At 64.4% G+C, this 19,040-nt stretch carries 19 protein-coding genes; 18 read left to right on the top strand and 1 reads right to left on the bottom strand.

Annotation, left to right across the window (positions count from 1 at the left end):
• Window positions 1-29 precede the first annotated feature (29 nt).
• The 18 genes from JZZ72_RS06015 to JZZ72_RS05930 all read left to right on the top strand — a co-directional run bounded on the left by JZZ72_RS06015 (window position 30) and on the right by JZZ72_RS05930 (window position 16,385).
• A complete protein-coding gene (locus tag JZZ72_RS06015; protein ID WP_043864463.1) occupies window positions 30-1,244 on the top strand; it encodes an IscS subfamily cysteine desulfurase in 1,215 nt (404 codons plus the stop codon).
• A gap of 46 nt (window positions 1,245-1,290) precedes the next feature.
• Complete coding sequence (iscU, locus tag JZZ72_RS06010; protein WP_002552476.1) at window positions 1,291-1,677, top strand: Fe-S cluster assembly scaffold IscU; 387 nt, start codon at window positions 1,291-1,293, stop codon at window positions 1,675-1,677.
• A gap of 28 nt (window positions 1,678-1,705) precedes the next feature.
• Entirely contained in the window at window positions 1,706-2,029 is a 324-nt protein-coding gene (iscA, locus tag JZZ72_RS06005; RefSeq protein WP_043864464.1) for an iron-sulfur cluster assembly protein IscA, read from the top strand.
• 8 nt (window positions 2,030-2,037) lie between these two features.
• Window positions 2,038-2,559, top strand: coding sequence for a co-chaperone HscB (gene hscB, locus JZZ72_RS06000; protein WP_043864465.1), 522 nt, complete (start codon window positions 2,038-2,040; stop codon window positions 2,557-2,559).
• A 41-nt stretch (window positions 2,560-2,600) separates the two neighbouring features.
• A complete protein-coding gene (gene hscA / locus JZZ72_RS05995) occupies window positions 2,601-4,463 on the top strand; it encodes a Fe-S protein assembly chaperone HscA (protein ID WP_043864466.1) in 1,863 nt (620 codons plus the stop codon).
• A 3-nt stretch (window positions 4,464-4,466) separates the two neighbouring features.
• Window positions 4,467-4,808 (top strand): ISC system 2Fe-2S type ferredoxin, encoded by a 342-nt coding sequence (fdx, locus tag JZZ72_RS05990; RefSeq protein WP_043864467.1) that lies wholly within the window; start codon window positions 4,467-4,469, stop codon window positions 4,806-4,808.
• A gap of 14 nt (window positions 4,809-4,822) precedes the next feature.
• Window positions 4,823-5,023, top strand: coding sequence for a Fe-S cluster assembly protein IscX (gene iscX, locus JZZ72_RS05985; RefSeq protein ID WP_043864468.1), 201 nt, complete (start codon window positions 4,823-4,825; stop codon window positions 5,021-5,023).
• A 91-nt stretch (window positions 5,024-5,114) separates the two neighbouring features.
• Window positions 5,115-5,540 carry a nucleoside-diphosphate kinase gene (ndk, locus tag JZZ72_RS05980; RefSeq protein ID WP_043864469.1) on the top strand — a complete coding sequence of 142 codons (426 nt, stop codon included), beginning with the start codon at window positions 5,115-5,117 and terminating at the stop codon, window positions 5,538-5,540.
• Between the two features lie 28 nt (window positions 5,541-5,568).
• The gene (rlmN, locus tag JZZ72_RS05975) at window positions 5,569-6,717 is read left to right on the top strand and encodes a 23S rRNA (adenine(2503)-C(2))-methyltransferase RlmN (protein WP_054916603.1); all 1,149 of its coding nucleotides are present in this window, start codon (window positions 5,569-5,571) and stop codon (window positions 6,715-6,717) included.
• Between the two features lie 7 nt (window positions 6,718-6,724).
• Window positions 6,725-7,483, top strand: a complete 759-nt coding sequence (gene pilW / locus JZZ72_RS05970) for a type IV pilus biogenesis/stability protein PilW (RefSeq protein ID WP_043864471.1) — start codon at window positions 6,725-6,727, stop codon at window positions 7,481-7,483.
• Window positions 7,483-8,475, top strand: a complete 993-nt coding sequence (locus JZZ72_RS05965; RefSeq protein ID WP_210014175.1) for a RodZ domain-containing protein — start codon at window positions 7,483-7,485, stop codon at window positions 8,473-8,475. Before pilW ends, JZZ72_RS05965 begins: the two co-directional genes overlap by 1 nt.
• Window positions 8,476-8,478: 3 nt before the next feature.
• On the top strand, window positions 8,479-9,588 hold the full coding sequence (gene ispG / locus JZZ72_RS05960; RefSeq protein ID WP_043862521.1) for a flavodoxin-dependent (E)-4-hydroxy-3-methylbut-2-enyl-diphosphate synthase: 1,110 nt from the start codon (window positions 8,479-8,481) through the stop codon (window positions 9,586-9,588).
• A gap of 28 nt (window positions 9,589-9,616) precedes the next feature.
• The gene (gene hisS, locus JZZ72_RS05955; RefSeq protein ID WP_054916601.1) at window positions 9,617-10,906 is read left to right on the top strand and encodes a histidine--tRNA ligase; all 1,290 of its coding nucleotides are present in this window, start codon (window positions 9,617-9,619) and stop codon (window positions 10,904-10,906) included.
• A 39-nt stretch (window positions 10,907-10,945) separates the two neighbouring features.
• Window positions 10,946-11,587 (top strand): YfgM family protein, encoded by a 642-nt coding sequence (locus JZZ72_RS05950; RefSeq protein WP_043862519.1) that lies wholly within the window; start codon window positions 10,946-10,948, stop codon window positions 11,585-11,587.
• A complete protein-coding gene (gene bamB, locus JZZ72_RS05945) occupies window positions 11,580-12,731 on the top strand; it encodes an outer membrane protein assembly factor BamB (RefSeq protein ID WP_054916600.1) in 1,152 nt (383 codons plus the stop codon). Before JZZ72_RS05950 ends, bamB begins: the two co-directional genes overlap by 8 nt.
• Window positions 12,732-12,848: 117 nt before the next feature.
• Window positions 12,849-14,312: a ribosome biogenesis GTPase Der gene (der, locus tag JZZ72_RS05940; protein ID WP_043862517.1), complete on the top strand. Its 1,464-nt coding sequence runs from the start codon at window positions 12,849-12,851 to the stop codon at window positions 14,310-14,312.
• Window positions 14,313-14,457: 145 nt separating this feature from the next.
• Window positions 14,458-15,606, top strand: coding sequence for a pyridoxal phosphate-dependent aminotransferase (locus JZZ72_RS05935; RefSeq protein ID WP_116052914.1), 1,149 nt, complete (start codon window positions 14,458-14,460; stop codon window positions 15,604-15,606).
• The gene (locus JZZ72_RS05930) at window positions 15,594-16,385 is read left to right on the top strand and encodes an amidohydrolase (RefSeq protein WP_043862515.1); all 792 of its coding nucleotides are present in this window, start codon (window positions 15,594-15,596) and stop codon (window positions 16,383-16,385) included. Before JZZ72_RS05935 ends, JZZ72_RS05930 begins: the two co-directional genes overlap by 13 nt.
• A gap of 34 nt (window positions 16,386-16,419) precedes the next feature.
• On the opposite strand, the gene JZZ72_RS05925 is transcribed toward JZZ72_RS05930, so the two are convergent.
• Window positions 16,420-18,969, bottom strand: coding sequence for a PepSY domain-containing protein (locus JZZ72_RS05925; protein ID WP_210014174.1), 2,550 nt, complete (start codon window positions 18,967-18,969; stop codon window positions 16,420-16,422).
• Window positions 18,970-19,040 lie beyond the last annotated feature (71 nt).

Here is a 19,040-nt window from a genome sequence, read left to right as displayed (position 1 = left end):
CGATGAGCCCGCCTGATAGGAGATATTCAATGAAGTTGCCGATCTACCTCGATTACTCCGCGACCACCCCGGTCGACCCACGTGTCGCCCAGAAGATGAGCGATTGCCTGCTGGTCGACGGGAACTTCGGTAACCCGGCCTCGCGCTCCCACGTCTTTGGCTGGAAAGCCGAAGAAGCGGTCGAGAACGCTCGCCGCCAGGTCGCCGACCTGGTCAACGCCGACCCGCGGGAAATTGTCTGGACCAGTGGCGCCACCGAGTCCGACAACCTGGCAATCAAGGGCGTCGCGCACTTCTACGGCACCAAGGGCAAGCACCTGATCACCTCCAAGATCGAGCACAAGGCCGTTCTGGACAGCACCCGTCAGCTGGAGCGTGAAGGCTTCGAAGTCACCTATATCGAGCCGGGCGCCGATGGCCTGATCACCCCGGCCATGGTCGAGGCAGCCCTGCGTGAAGACACCATCCTGGTGTCGATCATGCATGTGAACAACGAAATCGGCACCATCAACGACATCGCCGCCATTGGCGAACTGACCCGCTCGCGTGGCGTCATGTTCCACGTCGATGCCGCGCAGTCCACCGGCAAGGTCGAGATCGACCTGCAGAAGCTGAAGGTCGACCTGATGTCGTTCTCGGCGCACAAGACCTACGGCCCCAAAGGCATCGGCGCGCTGTACGTCAGCCGCAAGCCGCGCGTGCGTCTTGAGGCCACCATGCACGGCGGCGGTCACGAGCGCGGCATGCGTTCGGGCACCCTGGCTACCCACCAGATCGTCGGCATGGGCGAAGCCTTCGCCATCGCCAAGGAGCTGATGGCCAGCGAGAACCTGCGCATCAAGGCCCTGAGCGACCGCTTCTACAAGCAGGTCGAGAACCTTGAAGAGCTGTACATCAACGGCAGCATGACCGCGCGTATTCCGCACAACCTGAACCTGAGCTTCAACTACGTCGAAGGCGAGTCGCTGATCATGGCCCTCAAGGACCTGGCAGTGTCTTCGGGTTCGGCGTGCACCTCGGCATCGCTCGAGCCGTCCTACGTGCTGCGCGCCCTGGGCCGCAACGACGAACTGGCGCACAGCTCGATCCGCTTCACCTTCGGTCGCTTCACCACCGAAGAAGAAATCGACTACGCCGCGCAGAAGGTCTGCGAGGCCGTGACCAAGCTGCGCGAATTGTCGCCGCTGTGGGATATGTACAAAGACGGCGTCGACATCTCCAAGATCGAGTGGGCTGCGCACTAAGTAGTCGCCAGCAAGAGCGGCTCTCTGATGAGGAAGGAATAGCACCATGGCTTACAGTGAAAAGGTCATCGACCACTACGAAAACCCACGCAACGTCGGCAAGATGAATGCCGAGGACCCGGATGTCGGTACCGGCATGGTCGGCGCGCCTGCGTGCGGCGACGTGATGCGCCTGCAGATCAAGGTCAACGAGCAGGGCGTCATCGAAGATGCCAAGTTCAAGACCTACGGCTGTGGTTCGGCCATCGCTTCCAGCTCCCTCGCTACCGAGTGGATGAAGGGCAAGACCCTGGACGAAGCCGAAACCATCAAGAACACCCAGCTGGCCGAAGAACTGGCGTTGCCGCCGGTGAAGATCCACTGCTCGGTACTCGCCGAGGACGCCATCAAGGCGGCCGTGCGCGATTACAAGCAGAAGAAAGGTTTGCTCTAAGTTCGCCTGTTGCAGGTAAGGAGTCTCGATGGCTATCAGCATGACAGAAGCCGCCGCCAACCACGTGCGGCGCTCCCTCGAAGGACGCGGCAAGGGTGACGGCATTCGCCTGGGCGTTCGCACCACCGGCTGCTCGGGCCTGGCCTACGTGCTGGAGTTCGTCGACGCGCCGGACAGCGAGGACCAGGTGTTCGAAAGTCACGGCGTCAAGGTGATCATCGACCCGAAAAGCCTGGTGTACCTGGACGGAACCGAACTGGATTTCGTCAAGGAAGGGTTGAACGAAGGCTTCAAGTTCAACAATCCCAACGTGCGCGGTGAGTGTGGCTGCGGCGAAAGCTTCAACGTCTGAGGCTGCGCGTGGGTACTCCTTGTCATTTCGCCCTGTTTGACCTGCAGCCGGGCTTTCGCCTGGACCTCGACAAGCTGGCCGCGCGCTATCGCGAGCTGGCCCGCGAGGTTCACCCGGACCGCTTCGCCGATGCCCCCGAGCGTGAACAGCGCCTGGCGCTGGAGCGCTCGGCCGGCCTCAACGACGCCTACCAGACCCTCAGGAGTGCGCCCAAGCGGGCGCGCTACCTGTTGGCGATGGGGGGGCACGAAGTGCCGCAGGAAGTCACTGTCCACGACCCCGAGTTCCTCTTCCAGCAGATGCAATGGCGAGAAGAGCTCGAAGACCTGCAGGACAGTGCCGACCTTGATGGCGTGGCCGCGTTCAAGCGCCGCCTGAAGGTCGCCCAGGAAGCACTCAACGAGGACTTCGCCGCCTGCTGGGAGGATGCTGCGCAGCGTGAACAGGCCGAGCGCCTGATGCGCCGCATGCAGTTCCTCGACAAGCTCGCCTATGAAGTGCGCCAGCTGGAAGAGCGCCTCGACGATTAACCCGGTGGCGCCGTTGGCGACACCCCTGGTATCAGATAAGCATGGCCCTACTGCAGATCGCCGAACCCGGTCAGACGCCACAGCCCCATCAGCGCCGCCTGGCCGTGGGCATTGACCTTGGCACCACCAATTCGCTGGTCGCTGCATTGCGCAGCGGCATTTCCGAACCGCTGCCAGACGCCGAGGGCCGGGTCATCCTGCCGTCGGCGGTGCGCTATCACGCCAACCATGTCGACGTGGGCTACAGTGCCCGTGACGCGGCCTCCAGCGACCCGCTGAACACCGTGCTGTCGGTCAAGCGCCTGATGGGGCGCGGCCTGGCCGACGTCAAGCAACTGGGCGAGCAACTGCCCTACCGCTTTGTCGGCGGCGAGTCGCACATGCCGTTCATCGACACGGTGCAGGGCCCGAAAAGCCCGGTGGAAGTCTCGGCCGACATTCTCAAGGTGCTGCGCCAGCGCGCCGAAGCCACCCTGGGTGGCGAGCTGGTCGGCGCGGTGATCACCGTGCCGGCGTACTTCGACGACGCTCAGCGCCAGGCCACCAAGGACGCTGCGCGCCTGGCCGGGCTGAACGTGCTGCGCCTGCTCAACGAACCGACCGCTGCGGCTGTGGCCTATGGCCTGGACCAGAACGCCGAAGGCGTGGTGGCCATCTATGACCTGGGCGGCGGCACCTTCGACATTTCCATCCTGCGCCTGACCGGCGGTGTGTTCGAGGTGATGGCCACCGGCGGCGACAGCGCCCTGGGCGGCGATGACTTCGACCATGCGGTGGCCGGCTGGATCATCGAGCAGGCGGGCCTGTCTGCCGACCTCGACCCCGGCACCCAGCGTCAACTGCTGCAAGCTGCCTGTGCGGCCAAGGAAGCGTTGACCAACAGCGATGTCGTGTCCGTGAGCCATGGCGCCTGGCAGGGCGAGTTGACCCGTGCCGGCTTCGACGCGCTGATCGAACCGATGGTGGCGCGCAGCCTCAAGGCCTGTCGCCGCGCCGTGCGCGACAGTGGCATCGAGCTGGATGAAGTCGAAGCCGTGGTCATGGTCGGTGGTTCCACTCGCGTGCCGCGTGTGCGCGAGGCGGTGGGCGCGCTGTTCGGGCGTACCCCGCTGACCGAGATCGACCCCGATCAGGTGGTGGCCATCGGCGCCGCGATCCAGGCCGATACCCTGGCCGGCAACAAGCGCGACGGCGGCGAACTGCTGCTGCTCGACGTGATTCCGCTGTCCCTGGGGCTGGAAACCATGGGCGGGTTGATGGAGAAGGTGATCCCGCGCAACACCACCATCCCGGTTGCCCGTGCCCAGGAATTCACCACGTACAAGGACGGCCAGTCGGCCATGATGATCCACGTGCTGCAGGGTGAGCGTGAGCTGATCAGCGACTGCCGCTCCCTGGCGCGCTTCGAACTGCGCGGCATCCCGGCCATGGTGGCCGGTGCGGCGAAGATTCGCGTCACCTTCCAGGTCGACGCCGACGGCCTGCTCAGCGTTTCGGCGCGCGAGCTGGGCTCGGGTGTGGAATCGAGCATTCAGGTCAAGCCGTCCTACGGCCTGACCGACGGCGAGATCACTCGCATGCTCAAGGACTCCTTCGAACATGCCGGCTACGACAAGGTGGCGCGCCAGCTGCGCGAGCACCAGGTCGACGCCGAGCGTCTGCTCGAAGCGGTGCAGGGCGCGCTGGACGCCGATGGCGAGCGCCTGCTGGACGCCGAAGAGCGCCTGGCGATCGAACAACAGATGCAAGACTTGCGTGATTTGATGAACGGTACCGATGGCGCCGCCATCGAGCAGCAGACCAAGCGTCTGTCGCAAGTGACCGATGCCTTTGCCGCCCGTCGCCTTGATTCGACGGTAAAAGCCGCTTTGGCCGGGCGCAACCTGAATGAGATCGAGGAATAACTGATGCCGCAGGTGATTTTTCTGCCCCACGAGAAGTTCTGTCCGGACGGAATGGTGGTGGAGGCCGAAACCGGTAAGTCCATCCTTGAAGTGGCCCATGACAACCACATCGAGATCGAAAGCGCCTGCGGCGGCGTCTGCGCCTGCACCACGTGCCACTGCGTGATCCGCGAGGGTTTCAACTCGCTGAACGAGGCCGACGAGCTGGAAGAGGACTACCTCGACCGCGCCTGGGGCCTGGAGCCCACGTCGCGCCTGACCTGCCAGGCCAAGGTCGGCACCGAGGACGTGACCGTCGAGATCCCGAAATACTCGCTCAACCACGCCGCCGAAGCGCCGCACTGACCGTTGGAGTCATCATGAGCCTGAAATGGGTTGATGTACTTGAAATTGCAATTCAGCTTGCCGAAAGCAAGCCGGAAGTCGATCCTCGCTACGTGAATTTCGTCGAACTGAGCCGCTGGGTGCAGGCCCTGCCCGACTTCAGCGACGATCCGAACCGTGGCGGAGAGAAGGTGCTTGAAGCCATTCAGGCCGCCTGGATCGAAGAAGCCGACTGAGCGCACTCGGCAGGTTAGGCAATCCCCCGGAACCCGCGTATAATTCGCGGGTTTAATTTTTCGCTTCACTTACTGTTTCTGGAGTTACACCATGGCTGTTCAACGTACTTTCTCCATCATCAAGCCTGACGCCGTTGCCAAGAACGTGATCGGCGAGATCACCACCCGTTTCGAAAAAGCCGGCCTGCGCGTCGTTGCCTCGAAACTCAAGCAACTGTCCAAAGCCGAAGCCGAAGGCTTCTACGCCGAGCACAAAGAGCGCGGCTTCTTCGGTGACCTGGTTGCCTTCATGATCTCCGGCCCGGTCGTTGTACAGGTTCTGGAAGGCGAAAACGCCATCGCTCTGAACCGTGAGCTGATGGGCGCCACCAACCCTAAAGAAGCTGCTGCCGGTACCATCCGTGCCGACTTCGCCGAGTCGATCGACGCCAACGCCGTTCACGGTTCGGACTCCGAAGCCGCTGCTGCTCGCGAAATCTCGTACTTCTTCGCAGCTACCGAGGTAACCGCTCGCTAAGCGACAGCTTACGAGTGAGGGTGAATCCATGACGACATCGACTGGTAAAACTAACCTGTTGGGCCTGACCCAGCCGGAAATGGAAAAATTCTTCGAGTCCATCGGGGAGAAGCGTTTCCGTGCCGGCCAGGTAATGAAATGGATTCACCACTTTGGCGTCGATGATTTCGACGCCATGACGAATGTCGGCAAGGCCCTGCGCGAGAAGCTCAAGGCCGTTGCCGAGATTCGCGGCCCCGAAGTGGTCAGCGAGGACATCTCCAGCGACGGCACCCGCAAGTGGGTGGTGCGCGTGGCGTCCGGCAGCTGCGTCGAGACCGTGTACATCCCCCAGGGCAAGCGTGGCACCCTGTGTGTCTCGTCCCAGGCCGGTTGCGCCCTGGACTGCAGTTTCTGCTCCACCGGCAAGCAAGGATTCAACAGCAACCTCACCGCCGCCGAAGTGATCGGCCAGGTGTGGATTGCCAACAAGTCGTTCGGCAGCATTCCCGCCACCATCGACCGCGCCATCACCAACGTGGTGATGATGGGCATGGGTGAGCCGCTGCTCAACTTCGACAACGTGGTCGCCGCCATGCACCTGATGATGGACGACCTGGGCTACGGCATTTCCAAGCGCCGTGTGACCCTGTCCACCTCCGGCGTGGTGCCGATGATCGACCAGCTGGCCAAGCACATCGACGTGTCCCTGGCGCTGTCGCTGCACGCACCCAACGACGCCCTGCGCAACGAGCTGGTACCGATCAACAAGAAGTACCCGCTCAAGATGCTGCTCGAGTCGTGCATGCGCTACATGGCCGAACTCGGCGAGAAGCGTGTGCTGACCATCGAGTACACCCTGCTCAAGGACGTCAACGACAAGCTCGAGCACGCGGTCGAGATGGTCGAGCTGCTCAAGAACATCCCGTGCAAGATCAACCTGATTCCGTTCAACCCGTTCCCGCACTCCGGCTACGAGCGTCCGAGCAACAACGCGATCCGCCGCTTCCAGGACCACCTGCACCAGGCCGGCTACAACGTTACCGTGCGCACCACCCGTGGCGAGGACATCGACGCGGCCTGTGGTCAGCTGGTGGGGCAGGTGATGGACCGCACGCGCCGCAGTGAGCGCTATATCGCGGTACGGCAGCTCAATGCCGACGCCGATATGCCGCAAACCGGCGCGGCGGGCAACTGAGGCCGACATGGGCCTGCGCGCCGCGCTGCCAACCCTGTTGCTGACGCTGCTTGCCGGCTGCGTCGGCAGCGGCAGTTCCGACCCGCTGCAAAGCGGCAAGGGGCGCGAAGAGGCACGCCAGGCCTATGTGCAATTGGGCCTGGGTTATTTGCAACAAGGTTTGACCGAACGCGCCAAGGTGCCGCTGAAAAAGGCCCTTGAACTGGACGCTCGCGACCCGGCAGCCAATGCCGCGCTGGCCCTGGTGTTCCAGCGCGAGGACGAGCCGGCGCTGGCCGAGGGGTATTACCGCAAGGCCCTGGCTGCCAACCCCGACGACCCCCGTATTCGCAACAATTTCGGCAGTTTCCTGTATGCACAGGGGCGCTATGCCCAGGCGCAGCAGATGTTTCGCCAAGCGGCGGCCGATACCCTGTATCCTGAACGCTCCCGGGTTTTCGAGAACCTTGGCCTGACCGCCATCAAGCTGGGTCAGCGCGAGCAGGCGCGTGAACACCTGCAAAAGGCTTTACGGCTCAACCAGCAGCAACCGCGCGCGTTGCTCGAAATGGCTGAGTTGTCTTACGAAGACAGGCATTATGTGCCGGCGCGCGACTACTACGATCGTTTCAGCCAGCTGAGCGATCACGGCCCCCGCAGCCTGCTGCTGGGTTCGCGCCTGGCAACTGTATTCGAAGAACCTGACAAGGCCGCCGAACTGGGCGTGCAATTACAACGACTTTATCCCGGTACGCCGGAATATCAGCAATACCTGTCGGAGCAATGATGAAAGCGGCGCATCCCGAAGTAGCAGCAGCGACTCGCCAGAATCCCGGTGAGACCTTGCGTCAGGCCCGTGAAAGCAAGGGCTTGTCGCAGGCCGAAGTGGCCCGCAAGCTCAACCTGACCGTGAGTTCCCTGAACAACCTTGAAACCGGCGCGTTCGACAAGCTGCCAGGGCATACCTTCGCCCGCGGCTATATCCGCGCCTACGCCAAGCTGTTCGAGATGGACCAGGCCGAACTGGTGCTGGCCTTCGACCAGGCCACCGGCAGCAATTCCCAGGGCAGCGACGTGCATGCGCTGGGGCGTATCGAAGAGCCGGTACGCCTGTCGCACAACATCCTGCGCATCGTCAGCCTGTTGCTGCTGATCCTGGTGATCGGCGGTGGCTTCTTCTGGTGGCAGGACCAGACCAGCCTGCGCGGCAAGGACCTGGCCAGCCTGGCCATGGAACACGTCGAGGTCGAGAGCGCCGACGGTACCACCCAGATCCACCCGCTGGACGAGCCTGAAGACCAGGCCGTGGCCCAAAGCCAGGAAGCGCCGGCTGCCAGCGCACCGGCCGAGCAGGCCCAGCCTGCCACCGACGAGGCTGCCGCACAGGCCCCGGCCGCCAGCAACCCGGCGCCAGCTGCGCCTGCCGCACCCGTAGCCCCGGCTCCCGTAGCGCCGGCCCCTGCGGCCAGCGCCCCGGCTGTGGCTGCCGCCCTTGCGCCTGCCACCCCCGCTGCGCCAGCGGCTGCACCGGCTGCCGGCAGCGCCTCGTTGCACATGCAGTTCGTTGCCGATTGCTGGACTTCGGTCACCGACGGCAACGGCAAGGTGCTGGTCAATGCCACCAAGCGCAAGGGCGAGACCCTCGAGCTCACCGGCAAGCCGCCGTTCGCGGTACGCCTGGGCTTTGCCCGTGGCGCACAGATCAGTTTCAACGGCCAGCCCGTCGACGTGGCGCCGTTCACCAGTGGCGAGACTGCTCGCCTGAAGTTGGGACAATAAGTCATGCACGGCGAATCTCCGATCAAACGTCGCGAATCGCGCAAAATCTGGGTAGGTAATGTGCCTGTCGGCGGCGATGCACCCATCGCCGTCCAGAGCATGACCAACACCGACACCAACGACGTCGATGCCACCGTCGCACAGATCACCCGCCTGGTGGATGCCGGCGTCGACATCGTGCGCGTCTCGGTACCGGACATGGACGCGGCCGAAGCCTTCGGCCGCATCAAGCAGCGGGTCAGCGTGCCGCTGGTGGCCGATATCCACTTCGACTACCGCATCGCCTTGCGCGTGGCCGAGCTGGGTGTGGACTGCCTGCGCATCAACCCCGGCAACATCGGCCGTGAAGACCGCGTGCGCGCGGTGGTGGATGCCGCGCGTGATCGCGGCATCCCTATCCGTATCGGCGTCAACGCCGGCTCCCTGGAAAAGGACCTGCAGAAGAAGTACGGCGAGCCCACCCCGGCGGCCCTGGTCGAGTCGGCCATGCGTCACGTGGAGCACCTCGATCGCCTGGACTTCCAGGACTTCAAGGTCAGCGTGAAGGCCTCCGACGTGTTCATGGCCGTCGAGGCCTATCGCCTGCTGGCCAAGCAGATCGTGCAGCCGCTGCACCTGGGCATCACCGAAGCCGGCGGCCTGCGCTCGGGCACGGTGAAATCGGCCGTGGGCCTCGGTATGCTGCTTGCCGAAGGGATTGGCGATACTATCCGCATCTCGCTTGCCGCCGACCCGGTCGAGGAAGTGAAGGTCGGCTACGACATCCTCAAGTCGCTGCACCTGCGTTCGCGTGGCATCAACTTCATCGCCTGCCCGAGCTGCTCGCGGCAGAACTTCGATGTGGTCAAGACCATGAACGAGCTAGAAGGGCGCCTCGAAGACCTGCTGGTACCGCTGGACGTGGCGGTGATCGGCTGTGTGGTCAACGGCCCCGGCGAAGCCAAGGAAGCCCACGTGGGGCTCACCGGCGGCACGCCGAACCTGATCTACATCGATGGCAAGCCGGCGCAGAAGCTGACCAATGACAACCTGGTGGATGAGCTGGAAAAACTCATCCGCCAGAAAGCGGCCGAGAAGGCCGAGGCCGACGCGGCAGTGATTGCCCGCGGTTGACCGACACCGATTTCGTTAAGGATTTACCGTGAGCAAATCGCTGCAAGCCATTCGTGGCATGAACGACATCCTGCCCGAGCAGACCCCGCTGTGGCGCTATTTCGAGAGCACCGTGGCCGGCCTGCTGGACACCTACGGCTATCGCCAGATCCGCACCCCGATCGTCGAGCCGACCGAGCTGTTCAAGCGTTCCATCGGTGAAGTGACCGACATCGTCGAAAAAGAGATGTACACCTTCGCCGACCGCAACGGCGACTCCCTGACCCTGCGCCCCGAAGGCACCGCCGCCTGTGTGCGCGCCGTGCTCGAACACGGCATCAGCGGTGGTGGCCAGGTGCAGAAGCTCTGGTACATCGGCCAGATGTTCCGCCACGAGCGCCCGCAGAAGGGCCGCTATCGCCAGTTCCACCAGATCGGCCTGGAGGTGTTCAACCTCGATGGCCCGGACATCGACGCCGAGCTGATCGTGCTCACCTGGCGCCTGTGGGGCCTGCTGGGCATCCGCGATGCGGTCAAGCTCGAACTCAACAGCCTGGGTACCAGCGAAGCCCGCGGCCGTTACCGTGACGCGCTGGTCGAGTTCCTCTCGGCGCGCCTGGAGCAACTGGACGAAGACAGCCAACGTCGCCTCAAGACCAACCCGCTGCGCATCCTCGACAGCAAGGACGCCAACACCCAGGCGGCGCTGGTGGGTGCACCGAAGCTCGAAGACTACCTGGACGAAGAATCGCGCGTGCACTTCGAGGGCCTCAAGGCTCGTCTGGACGCCGCCGGCATTCCGTTCGTGATCAACACCAAGCTGGTGCGTGGCCTGGACTACTACAGCAAGACCGTGTTCGAGTGGGTCACCGACAAGCTCGGGTCCCAGGGCACCGTATGTGCCGGTGGCCGCTACGACGGCCTGGTCGAGCAGATGGGCGGCAAGCCGACCCCGGGCGTGGGTTTTGCCATGGGCATCGAGCGTCTGCTGCTGCTGATCGAGACCCTGGGCCAGGTGCCCGAGTCGATTTCGCGTCAGATCGACGTCTACCTGTGCGCCTTTGGCGAACAGGCCGAACTCGCCGGGCTGGCCCTGAGCGAGCGTCTGCGTGACCGCCTGCCGGGCTTGCGCCTGCAGGTCAATGCCGGTGGCGGCAGCTTCAAGAGCCAGTTCAAGAAGGCCGACAAGAGCAACGCTCTGTATGCCTTGATCCTGGGGGACGACGAACTGGCGCAACAAGTGGTAGGTTTCAAACCCCTGCGTGGTCAGGGCGAACAACAAAACATTGCCTGGGATGCTCTGGCCGAGCACCTGGAAGCTTCCCTCGCGCAGGCGTGAAGCGGGTCAACAGCCGATTTGGTGAAAAGGAGTATTGGGGTGTCGAGTAGCGATGATGAACAACTGGCCGCATTCAAGGATTGGTGGCAGCGCAACGGCAAACCACTGCTGACCGGTGGCCTGTTGGCGCTGGTGGTAGTGTTGGGCTGGCAGACCTGGCAGAAGTACCAGGGCAACCAGTCCCAAGGTGCTTCGAACCTTTATCAGGCCCTGCTTGAAACCACCCTGACGCCAACCGGCCAGCCGGACATGGCCCAGGTCGCGGACCTGTCGGGCAAGCTCAAGAGCGAGTTCGGCGGCACGGCCTACGCGCAGTACGCCAGCCTGTTCGTGGCCAAGGTCGCGGTCGAGAGCGGCAAGCTCGACGACGCCGCCAGCGAACTGAAAAGCGTGCTCGACAAGCCGGCCGACGCCACCCTGGGCGAAATTGCCCGTCAGCGCCTGGCCCGTGTACTGGCCGCGCAGAACAAGGTCGATGACGCCCTGAAGCTGCTCGATGGCGATGCCGACAAGGCCTTCCTGGCCAGCCGTGAAGAACTCAAGGGCGACCTGCTGGTACAGCTGGGTCGCGCCGATGATGCTCACGCCGCGTATCAGAAGGCCAAGGCCGCGCTGTCGGATGACGCCGCGATCGGTGGCCTGCAACTCAAGCTCGACGACCTTGCCAAAGGGGATGCGTGACGTGATCGGTTGGAAACATGCAGCAGTGCTGGCCGTGGCCCTTCTGGCCGTTGGTTGCAGCAGCAACAGCAAAAAGGAACTGCCGCCGGCCGAGCTGACCAAGTTCACCGAAGAGGTGGTACTGAAGAAGCAGTGGAGCCGTTCGATCGGTGACGGCCAGGGCGAGAGCTTCAACATGCTCGTCCCGGCCATCGAGAACGACCGCATCTACGCCGCCGATGTGACCGGCGTGGTGATGGCGCTGGACCGCATGAACGGCGACGTGATCTGGAAGAAAGACCTCGACCTGCCGGTATCCGGTGCGGTGGGTGTCGGCTACGGCCTGGTCATGCTCGGCACCCTCAAGGGTGAAGTGATCGCCATGGATGCCAGCACCGGCGAAGAAAAGTGGCGTGCGCGGGTCACCAGTGAAGTACTGGCGCCCCCGGCGACCAACGGTGACGTGGTGGTGGTGCAGACCCAGGACGATCGCGTGATCGGCCTGGATGCCAGCACCGGCGACCGCCGCTGGATCTACGAAAGCACCCCGGCCGTACTGACCCTGCGCGGTACCGGTGCGCCGATCGTGACCAACCGCCTGGCCGTGGCCGGCCTCTCGACCGGCAAGGTCGTGGCGCTGGACACCCAGAACGGCGTGCCGGTCTGGGAGCAACGTGTTGCCGTTCCGCAAGGGCGTTCCGAGCTGGACCGCGTGGTGGATATCGACGGCGGCCTGCTGCTGTCGGGCGGTGTGCTGTACGTGGCCAGCTACCAGGGGCGCGTCGCCGGCCTCGAGCTGGAAAGCGGTCGCGTGCTGTGGCAGCGCGATGCCTCCAGCTACGCCGGTGTGGCCCAGGGCTTTGGCAACGTCTACGTGAGCCTGGCGTCCGGTACGGTCGAAGGCATCGACGAGCGTTCTTCGTCGGCGCTGTGGAGCAACGACTCGCTGGCCCGTCGCCAGCTGTCGGCACCGGAAGTGTTCTCCAGCTACGTGGCCGTGGGTGACCTGGAAGGTTACCTGCACCTGCTGAGCCAGGTGGACGGCCGCTTCGTGGGTCGCGAGCGCATCGACAGCGATGGCCTGCGTGCACGCCCGCTGGTGGTAGGTGACATGATTTATGTGTTTGGCAACAGCGGCAAACTCGAGGCGCTGACCATTCGCTGAGTCTATGCTTGAGGCCTGCGGGCCTCGGGCTGCGGCGCCTTCGGGGCGCCGCCCGAACTCCGGCCGCTGCACTGCAGCGGCCTTTGTATTTTTTGAATTCAAGCAGTGGAGAGCCGCATGGTTCCCGTAATCGCCCTGGTGGGCCGACCGAACGTCGGCAAATCTACAATGTTCAACCGCCTGACCAGGACCCGCGATGCCATCGTTGGCGACCTGTCTGGCCTGACCCGTGACCGTCAATATGGCGAGGCGCGCTGGCAAGGGCGCTCCTACATCCTGGTCGACACCGGTGGTATCTCCGGTGACGAACATGGCATGGACGAAAAAATGGCCGAGCAGTCGCTGCTGGCCATCGAAGAAGCCGATGTGGTGCTGTTCCTGGTCGATGCCCGTGCCGGTCTGACCGCTGCCGACCAGATGATTTCCGAGCACCTGCGCAAGCGCAACAAGCGCTCGTTCCTGGTGGCCAACAAGATCGACAACATCGACCCGAACACCGCCATTGCCGAGTTCGCACCGTTGGGTATGGGCAACGCCATCGGCGTGGCCGGCGCCCAGGGCCGTGGCGTGAACAACCTGCTCGAGGCTGTGCTCAGCGACTTCCCGCGGGACAAGGAAGAAGAAGAGATCGACATGAACGTCGCCGAGGGCGAGGAAGCCGTGCGCATTCCTGGCCCCAGCGAGAAGGATGGCATCAAGATCGCCATCATCGGTCGCCCCAACGTCGGCAAGTCGACCTTGGTCAACCGCATGCTCGGTGAAGACCGTGTGATCGTGTACGACCAGCCCGGCACCACCCGCGACAGCATCTACATTCCCTTCGAGCGCAATGACGAGAAGTACACGCTGATCGACACCGCCGGTGTGCGCAAGCGCGGCAAGATCCACGAGGAAGTCGAAAAGTTCTCGGTGGTCAAGACCCTGCAGGCGATCAAGGACGCCAACGTGGTGATCTTCGTCATGGATGCCCGCGAAGGCGTGGTGGACCACGACCTGAACCTGCTGGGCTTCGCCCTGGAAGCCGGTCGCGCCATCGTGATCGCGCTCAACAAGTGGGACGGCATGCAGCCGGGCGAGCGTGACTACGTGAAGACCGAGCTGGAACGCCGGCTGTTTTTCGTCGACTTCGCCGACATTCACTTCATTTCGGCACTGCACGGCACTGGCGTGGGCAACCTGTACCAGTCGGTGCAGAACTCGTTCAAGTCGGCGGTCACCCGCTGGCCGACCAGCCGCCTGACCCAGATCCTCGAAGACGCGGTCAGCGAGCACCAGCCGCCGATGGTCAACAGCCGTCGCATCAAGCTGCGCTATGCCCACCTGGGGGGTGCCAACCCGCCGATCATCGTGATCCACGGCAACCAGGTGGAGAAGGTGCCCAAGTCCTACTCGCGCTACCTGGAAAACACCTACCGCCGTGTGCTCAAGCTGGTCGGTACGCCGATTCGCATCGAGTACAAGGGTGGCGAGAACCCGTACGAAGGCAACAAGAACACCCTGACCGACCGCCAGGTCAACAAGAAGCGCCGCCTGATGTCGCACCACAAGAAGTCGGCCAAGAAGCGCAAGGACAAGCGCTGATGGTGCGGGAGCCGGCCTTGCCGGCGAAATGGGCAGCGCGGATCAACTGAACCGCGCTTACCCTTTCGCCAGCAACGCTGGCTCCTACAACCTGGCGGTCCAATCCGCTATGCTCGGAGCCTGACCGCGCAGGAAAGAGGGCTCCATGATCAGCAGCAAGTTGCCGAACGTCGGCACCACCATCTTTACCACCATGTCCCAGCTCGCCGTGCAAACCGGCGCCCTGAACCTGTCCCAGGGCTTTCCCGATTTCAACGGCCCGCAAGCGCTGCTGGACGCGGTAGGGCGGCACATCAGTGCCGGCCACAACCAGTATTCCCCCATGACCGGCCTGCCGGCCCTGCGTCAGCAGGTAGCGGCCAAGGTCGCTCGCCAGTATGGCGTGACGGTAGACGCCGACCACGAGGTGACCATCACCCCCGGCGCCACGGCCGCGATCTTCTGCGCCATCCACGCGGTGATCCGCCCCGGCGACGAAGTCATCGTCTTCGACCCCTGCTACGACAGCTACGAACCCGCCGTGGAACTGGCCGGTGGCCGTTGCGTGCACGTGCAACTGGGCGCCGACAGCTTTGCCATCGACTGGCAGAAACTCAGCGATGCGCTGAGCCCGCGTACCCGCATGATCGTCATCAACTCGCCGCACAACCCCAGCGGCGCGCTGATTACCCGTGCCGAGCTGGACCAGCTGGCGGCGCTGATCGCCGACCGTGACATCTATGTGCTCAGCGACGAGGTGTACGAGCACCTGGTGTACGACGGCGCGCGCCACGCCAGCGTGCTGGCCCACGAGGCCCTGTACGCGCGGGCCTTCGTGGTCAGTTCGTTCGGCAAGACCTACCACGTGACCGGCTGGAAGACCGGCTATGTGATCGCGCCGCCAGCCCTGAGTGCCGAGTTGCGCAAGGTGCATCAGTACGTCAACTTCTGCGGCGTGACGCCGCTGCAGTGGGCGCTGGCCGATTTCATGGCCGAGCACCCGGAACATGTCGAAGAGCTGCCGGCGTTCTACCAGGCCAAGCGCGACCTGTTCTGTGGCCTGCTGCAAGGCTCTCGCTTCCAGTTCAAGCCGGTGGCCGGTACGTATTTCCAGCTGGTGGACTATTCGGCGATTCGCCCGGACCTCGACGACGTGCAGATGTCGGTATGGCTGACCCGCGAACACGGCGTGGCGACCATTCCGGTGTCGGTGTTCTACCAGCAACCCATTCCCGAGCAGCGCCTGGTGCGCCTGTGTTTCGCCAAACGCGAGGAGACGCTGCGTCAGGCAGCGGAAAAACTATGCGCGATCTGAGTACATTGCCCAACCTGACCGTGGCGCTGGTGCAGACCAGCCTGGCCTGGCAGGACCGCATGGCCAACTACGAGCATTTCGAGGTGCTGCTGGAGCAGGCCCGCGGCGCGGACCTGATCATCCTGCCGGAGATGTTCACCACCGGTTTTTCGATGGACTCCGAAAGCCTGGCCGAGCCGGAAAACGGCCCCACCTACAAATGGCTCAAGAGCCAGGCCAGGAAGCTCGATGCCGTGGTGACCGGCAGCGTGATCATCCAGGCCGAGGACGGCAGCCACCGCAACCGCCTGCTGTGGGCGCGCCCGGACGGCGAGATCCTGTTCTACGACAAGCGCCACCTGTTCCGCATGGCCGGCGAGCACAAGCACTACACCCCCGGCGAGCGCCAGGTGCAGTTCGAGCTCAAGGGGTGGCGGGTGCGCCCGCTGATCTGCTACGACCTGCGCTTCCCGGTGTGGAGCCGCGATGCACAGGACACCGACCTGCTGCTGTACACCGCCAACTGGCCGGCGGCGCGGCGCCTGCACTGGAACCGCCTGCTGCCGGCACGGGGCATCGAGAACCTGTGCTACGTGGCGGCGGTGAACCGCGTGGGCACCGATGGCAAGGGCTTTGGTTACAGCGGCGACAGCCAGGTGCTGGACTTCCAGGGCGAGAGCCTGCTCAGTGCCGGCGAGGCCGACGGCGTGTTCACCGTGGTGCTGAGTGCGGCGGACCTTGCCGCATACCGCACGCGGTTCCCGGCCAACCTGGATGCCGATACCTTCGACCTGCACTGACCCCTTCGCCGGCCTTGCCAGCGAAGAGTGACGCTCAATACACATCCCGCCGGTACCGCCCCAGCTCGATCAACTGCTCAAGCTCTTCAGCCCCCAGCACCTCGGCCAGCACCGCATCCACACCCGCCGCCATGCCTTCAAGGCTGCCACAGATATAGATCGACGCTCCCTCCGCCAGCCATCGGCGCAGCTCATCAGCCTGTTCGCGCAGCCGATCCTGCACATACACCTTCTGCGCCTGGTCCCGCGAGAACGCCAGGTCCAGCCGCGCCAGTTCACCACTTGCCAGCCAGCCCTGCAGTTCCTCCTCGCACAGGAAGTCATGCGCCCGGTTACGCTCGCCAAACAGCAGCCAGTTGCGTTGCTCGCCGTCCACGATTCGCGCCCTCAGCAGGCTGCGCAACCCGGCCAGCCCGGTACCGTTGCCGATCAGGATCATCGGTGCCGGAGCCGTCGGCAGATGGAAACCGCTGTTGCGGCGCAACCGCACGCTCACGCTCGCGCCCAGCGCCAGGTGTTCGGTCAGCCAGCCCGAGCCCAGGCCCAGCGTGCCGTCCGGATGACGCTCCTGGCGCACGATCAGCTCCAGCACACCGTCACTGGCAATCGAGGCGATGGAGTATTCGCGCGCTGCCACCGGGATCAACGCATCCACCAGCGCCTGCGCGTGCAGGCCGATCAGGTGGCCGCGGCTGGCCGGCAACAACCGCCCGCCCAGTGCATGGTCCAGGCGCTCCTCCAGGCCGTCCACACGCACAGGCGTGTGAGGCTCAAGGCCAAGCCCGTCGAGCAACGCCTTGACCGTCGAACCGGCATTGCGCGGCAGTACATCGACCAGGTCCCCGGCATCCCAGCGCTCTGGCTGCGACGGTTGCAGGCCGAGCAAGTACACCGGTGCGCCCTGGCTGCCAGGGTTGAGCAGCTCGCGCCGGGTCAAGGTCCAGGCGCTGAACTGCGGCGGCTGCCAGGCAGACAGCGGCGCTGCGCCGGTCAATGCCGCCAACTGCTGCTGCCATTGCTGCAAGGCAGCAGGATCTGCACTGTCGACTTCCACGGCAGAGAAACTGGCGGTGGCACCGCGAGCCTCCAGCCAGTGCTGCAAGCTGCGCGCAAAACCGCAGAAATGCGGGTACTGGCGGTCTCCCAGTGCGAGCAGGGCGTAGTTCAGGTTACCCAGCGTCCACGGCTGGCCAAGCACCTTGCGCTCGAAGCCTCGGGCGCTGTCCGGCGCCTCGCCGTCGCCAAAGGTGCTGACCACGAACAGCGCGCGTTGCGCCTGCTGCAGATCGGTTTCGGTCAGCGTCGCCAGGGGCTGCACGCGCACCGCCAGGCCCGCCGCCTGCAGTTGCCCGGCGCTCTGCCAGGCCAGTTGTTCGGCGAAGCCGCTCTGGCTGGCAAACCCCACCAGCCATCCGTTGCCTGTGTCGCCGGCCGGGTTCAGGCCCTTGCGCGCCTCGCGTACCTGGCGCTTCTTGCGCCTGCGGTCCAGGTACAGCAGCCAGCCGGTGATGAAGAACAGCGGCATGCTCAGGCTGGCGAGGGTCACCAGGATGCGCCCGGTGAGCCCGAAGTAGCTGCCCACATGCAGGGCATACACGCTGGCCAGCAGCTGCGCCTTGAACGACTTGTCGGTGTAGCGATCGTGCTGGCGTACCACGCCGGTGGCCGGGTCCAGGCTCAGGGTGTTGAGCGCGCGCTCGTGCTCGGCGTTGTCGAGCAGGTAGAACAGGGTGGCGGGCTGGCCGCCGGCCGGTGGCAGGCGCAGGTTGTAGGTGCGCAGGCCCGGGCCGGCCGCTGCCTGCAGGCTGGTCCAGATGGCGTCGTAGTCCACCACCAGCGGCGCCGCATCCTTGCCGGGTGCGGGCGGGCGGCCACGGCCTTCGCCGCGCTTGCGCTGTTCGCCAGCGGCCGGTGCATCGCCCAGCAACCGGTTCAGCCCCTCGCGGTACCACTCGTAGGACCAGAACAACCCGGTCAGGGCAAACAGCAGGTAGAACAGCAGGCACCAGGTACCGGCCACCGCGTGCAGGTCCCAGTTGAAGGCACGACCTTTCTTCGCCCAGTCCAGGGTCAGCCAGGTTCGCCAGTTCAGCGCCTGACGCGGCCAGCGCAGGTACAGCCCCGACAGGCAGAAGAAGATCAGCATCAGGGTACAGGCGCCGGTGATCTGCCGGCCGGTGTCGCCCATGGCGAGGAAGCGGTGCAACTGCAGCATCAGGTCGAAGAACCCCTGGCCACTGACCGGGGGCTGCAGCTTGCCGGTGTAGGGGTCGGCATAGCGCAGGGTGCCGCGGCGCTCGCCCGTCGGTGGGGTGAAGAAGATGCGCGCAGCTTCGTCGCTGCGCACGTTCACCCACAGCATCGACACCTTGTCGCCCTGTTCGGCCTCGACGCGGCGCACCAGTTCGGCCGGCGGCAGCACGCCTTCGTCGCGCACCTGCACCTTGAGCACCTGTGGGTTGAACAGGCGCAGCAATTCGTCCTGGAACGACCAGGTTGCCCCGGTCACTCCCATCAGCGCCAGCACCAGCCCGGCGGTGATGCCGAAGAACCAGTGCAGTTGAAACAGGCTTTTCTTCACCACATCGACCACCTTGTGTTGCGGGTTGCGTGAATGCGCCGCGCATTATGCCTTGATACACAAAGGCCCCGATC

Source organism: Pseudomonas palmensis, assembly GCF_017848315.1.
Lineage (GTDB): Bacteria > Pseudomonadota > Gammaproteobacteria > Pseudomonadales > Pseudomonadaceae > Aquipseudomonas > Aquipseudomonas palmensis.
Note: the sequence above shows the minus strand (reverse complement) of the source record. Positions and strands in the feature narration are given on the sequence as shown.